This is a genomic window from Phenylobacterium sp., assembly GCF_020402505.1.
Classification (GTDB): domain Bacteria; phylum Pseudomonadota; class Alphaproteobacteria; order Caulobacterales; family Caulobacteraceae; genus Phenylobacterium.
This window is the reverse complement of the sequence record NZ_JADBZL010000200.1, coordinates 1-4,246: the sequence shown is the minus strand read 5'-3', so window position 1 is coordinate 4,246 and position 4,246 is coordinate 1. Positions and strand designations below refer to the sequence as shown.

Here is a 4,246-nt window from a genome sequence, read left to right as displayed (position 1 = left end):
TCCACGCCTCGCCGTCGGGGCCCTCGCACCCGGACCTCTTCCTCCTCTGCTCCTCGCCCGAGACCGCCGACTTCGCCGGCCGCGCCGGGGTGGGCATGGTCTTCGCCGAGTTCATCGCCCGAACCGACGGCGGCCCGGCGGTGAGCGCCTATCGCGCCGCCTTCACCGCCTCGGCCTTCCGTGAGCAGGGCTGGGCCGCGGTGGCGACCATCGCCCTGGCCGCGGAGACGGCGGAGGCCGCCGAGCGCCTTGCCGCCCCCATGCGGGCAAGCGCCCTCGCCGGCCTGGACGGCCCCGGCGCCGACGGCGAGCGGCCGCGCTTTCCCCGCATCGAGGACGCCCTCGCCTTCCTTGAATCCCGCCGCGACGACCCCCGCCTGCCCGCCGTCCTGGCCCGCGCCATCGTGGGTGATCCGGACACCGTGCGACGGGGTCTGGCGAAGAAGGCCGAAGCGACCGGGGCGGACGAGCTGTTCGTCATGGCCGTGGCGCCGGACCTGGACAGCCGGGTGCGGTCGCTGGAGCTGATCCGGGCGGAGTGAGGGCGTCGGCCGCCGGCTGAAGCGCCGTTGACCCCCTCACCGACCTTCGGTCGGAGCTCCCCCTGATGGGGAGCAATTAAGACGTTGAAATTCCTCCACCTCTTGAGGGGGAGGTGGACCGCGCAGCGGGACGGAGGGGGGCTTCTGAACCGCTGTTGCACCCCCTCACCCCGCTGCGCGGGGAGCTCCCCCTGATGGGGAGCAATGGGCGCTGTGTCAGACCGCCACCGTCGCTGCGGGGCGGGCGCGCATGGCGGCGAGCCAGCGGTGCACGCCTTCCAGTTCCGCCGGGATCTCCAGCTTGATCATCCGGGTGAAGTCGATGCCGATGAAGGCGACGATGTCGGCGATGGTCAGGCGGTCGCCGGCCAGCCATTCGTGGTCGCGGAGCTGGCGGTCGAGGACCTTCAGGCCGCGCAGGCCCGCCGTGCGGTTGGCCTCGGCGACGGCGGGGTCCTGGGTCTCCAGCCGGGCCAGGGCCGGGTGGGTGTGGCGGACGGCCAGCATGAGGGGCCAGGCGACCAGGAGCTCGCCGCGGCGGGTCCACATCTCGATGACGGCGGCCTCCTCGGGCGTGGCGCCGAACAGGTTCCCCTGCGGATAGCGGCTCTCGAGATAGCGGCAGATGGCCAGGCTCTCGGTGATGCAGGTCCCGTCGTCCAGCTCCAGGGCCGGGATGTTGGCGAGACCGAAACGCTGGAGGTAGTCCGGGGTCTTGTGGTCGCCCTCCATGATGTTCACGCGGACGATCTCGACGTCCTCGATCCCCTTCTCGGCCATGAACCAGCGCACGCGACGGGGATTGGGGGCGAGGGGGGTGTCGTAGAGCTTCATGGAAGTTCCCTGTGCGGGCGGGTCAGTGGAAGAGTTCGCGCGGCAGGAGGCCGACGACGGAGGCGGACAGGCAGGTGGCGAGGAAGCCGACGAACATGGCCTTCCAGACCATCCCGATCACCTCGGACCTGCGCTCGGGCACCAGGACGGAGTAACCCGCCACATTCATGCCCACCGAGGCGATATTGGCGAAGCCGCAGAGGGCGTAGGCCATGAGCACCCGGGTGCGCGGGTCGATGGCGTCGACCGGCGTGGCGCCCAGCTGAATGAAGGCCGTGAACTCGGTCAGCACCAGCTTGACCCCGAGAAGAGCGCCCGCGATCTGGGCGTCATGGGCCGGCACGCCGATGAGCCAGACCAGGGGGGCGAAGATCACGCCGAGGATGCGCTCGAGGGTCAGAGGGGCCCCGGCGATATCGGGCAGCAGGCCGAGCAGTCCGTTCACGATGGCGGCCAGGGCGACAAAGACAATGAGGGTGGCCCCGATGTTGAGGGCGATCTGGAGGCCGTCCGAGACGCCCCGGCTCACCGCGTCGATACTGCTCTCGTAGGATTTCTCCGAGCCTGTCTCCAGAGGCTCCGACTGCTCGGCGGCGATATCGCGGGGCACGAGTATCCGGGCGAGCAGCACGCCCGCCGGCGCAGAGATCACGGAGGCGGTGATGATGTGCGCGGCGGCGTTCGGCAGGACGTCCTTCAGGATGGCGGCGTAGGCCACCATGGTCGACCCGGCGACACAGCTCATGCCGACGCTGATGAGCATGAAGAGTTCGGATCGGCTGAGGCGCGCGAGGTAGCTGCGGATGAAGATGGGGCCCTCCACCTGGCCCATGAAGATGGTCGCCGCCACGGCAAGCGCCGGCGGACCGCGCAGGCCCATGGTCTTCTCGAAGACAAGGCCGAAGGCGCGGGTCACCGCCTTCAGGACGCCCCAATGCCAGAGGAGGGCGGCGAGGGCGCAGACCACGAGGATGACGGGAAGCACGCGGAAGGCGAAGACAAACAGGGCGCCCGAATTGGCCACGGCGTAGGGCTGCCCCTCCCCTCCGGCGAGGAATCCGAAGACGAAGGCCACGCCGGTCTGGGTGGCGGCGGCGAGGGCCTCGACCCCCTGGCCGAGGGCGGCCACCACGGCCCGCAGGGGGGGCAGGCCGAAAAGGCCCAGCACCAGCAGGAGCTGGATCAGGAGTGCGCCCGCCGCCAGCCGCCAGGGAAAGACCCGGCGATTCTCGGAGACCGCCCAGCAAAGGGCGATGATGACGACCAGGCCAAGGAGGCTCTGGGCGTTCTCGATGCGGAACATGAGCTGGTCTCCCCGGTTCGGCGTGCAGTTGAACGCCGGAACGGCCGCGGCGCAACCTCCCAGCTGCGACTCCGTTGCGCCCCTCACCCGGCTGCGCCGGGACCCCCCTGATGGGAAGCAATTCGGGCGTTGCTAGCCTTCGACGAAGCCGGCCCAGGTGGCCATGTAGTTCACGAAGGCCGGGCCCAGGCCCTCGGCCTCGAGGTGGGCCCGGGTGACGGGGAGGCTGACAGGCCGGAAGTCGGGATTGGCCCGCGCCTTCTGCGGCCAGTCATGATGCAGGATGGCGGCGCGGCCTAGGAGGACGAAGTCGGCGCCGGCGTCCAGCATGGCCCTGGCGTCGGCGGCGCTCATGATCTTGCCGGCGACGCCGAGGCGCACCTCGCCGCGCGGCAGGTCGGTGAAGTACGACATGAGGGTCCGGCCGCGATGGGCCTCCTCGACCGGCTCCTTGAAGGAATCCCAGAGGGACATGTCGAGATAGTCGATCTTCGCCTCGGAAAAGAGGCGGCCGGCGAGGTCGCGGATCTCCATCAGGCTGAGGCCGAACCGCTCGGGCGACAGGCGCAGGCCGAGGTTGAAGTCGGTGCGGCAGGCGGCCCGAACGCCATCGATGATTTCGAGAATGAGGCGGGCGCGGTTCTCCGGCGAACCGCCGTAGGCGTCGGTGCGGCGGTTGGTCTGGGCGCTGAGGAACTGGCACAGCACATAGCCGTGGGCGCCGTGGATCTCCACCCCGTCGAAGCCGGCCTTCTCGGCGCGGACGGCGGCGGCGATGAAGTCGTCGCGGAGGCGGTGGACCTCGTCGAGGGTCAGGGCGCGGGAGCCCGTCTCGGCGTCCTCGGAAGGACAGACCGGGGCCTCGCCGATCAGGGCGGCGGGGGACCGCATGCCGGCGTGGTGCAGCTGGACGACGGCGAGGCTGCCGGCCTTGCGGATGTCCTCGGCCAGGCGGGCGAGGCCCGGGATGTGGTTGTCGGAGTAGACGCCGACCTGGCCGGGGAAGCCCTGTCCGATGCGCTGGACATGGGCCGCCGCCGTCATGGTCAGGCCGAAGCCGCCCTGGGCGCGAAGGGTGAGCCAGCGGTGCTCGTCGTAGGAGAGCGTTCCGTCGGGATGGCTCTGCAGGTTGGTGAGCGGCGCCAGCATCAGCCGGTTCTTCATCTCCGGGCCGCGGATGAAGCGCATCGGCGCGAACAGGTCGGTCATCGGTTCCCCCTTCTTGGTGTATCGCCGGGCCCTATCGGACCCCCAGCTCCCGGACCAGTGCGTCGGCGCCGTAGACGTGGCGCAGGGCCTCGGTGGCGCCGGCCGTGGAGACCACGACGGTCCGGTTCAGGATTGCGTCATAGCCGTAGTCGCCGCCGAGGGAATGGATGTTCCCGTCGAAGGCGGCGCCCAGGACCTCGCCCTTGGCGCTGATCACCGGCGAGCCGGAGTTGCCGCCGACGATGTCGTTGGTGGTGACGAAGTTCAAGACGGCGTCCAGGTTCATCCGGTCCCGGGCGGCCAGCCAGCGGTCGGCGACGCGGAAGGGCTCGGCGCCGGTGGCGCGCTCGTAGAGGCC

5 protein-coding genes are annotated in these 4,246 nt (G+C 70.4%); 1 reads left to right on the top strand and 4 read right to left on the bottom strand.

The features are described 5' to 3' along the window. The coding region (locus IM632_RS13280) for a hypothetical protein (protein WP_296552450.1) at window positions 1-542 on the top strand (542 nt) is incomplete at its 5' end. A gap of 216 nt (window positions 543-758) precedes the next feature. On the opposite strand, the gene IM632_RS13275 is transcribed toward IM632_RS13280, so the two are convergent. The 4 genes from IM632_RS13275 to IM632_RS13260 all read right to left on the bottom strand — a co-directional run. Beyond that, entirely contained in the window at window positions 759-1,376 is a 618-nt protein-coding gene (locus IM632_RS13275; protein WP_296480886.1) for a glutathione S-transferase, read from the bottom strand. Window positions 1,377-1,398: 22 nt separating this feature from the next. Beyond that, window positions 1,399-2,679 carry a nucleoside transporter C-terminal domain-containing protein gene (locus tag IM632_RS13270; RefSeq protein ID WP_296480883.1) on the bottom strand — a complete coding sequence of 427 codons (1,281 nt, stop codon included), beginning with the start codon at window positions 2,677-2,679 and terminating at the stop codon, window positions 1,399-1,401. A 132-nt stretch (window positions 2,680-2,811) separates the two neighbouring features. After that, window positions 2,812-3,888 (bottom strand): NADH:flavin oxidoreductase, encoded by a 1,077-nt coding sequence (locus IM632_RS13265; RefSeq protein WP_296504410.1) that lies wholly within the window; start codon window positions 3,886-3,888, stop codon window positions 2,812-2,814. A gap of 31 nt (window positions 3,889-3,919) precedes the next feature. Next, window positions 3,920-4,246, bottom strand: a 327-nt coding sequence (locus IM632_RS13260; RefSeq protein WP_296552447.1) for a S46 family peptidase, incomplete at its 5' end; no start/stop codon positions are given.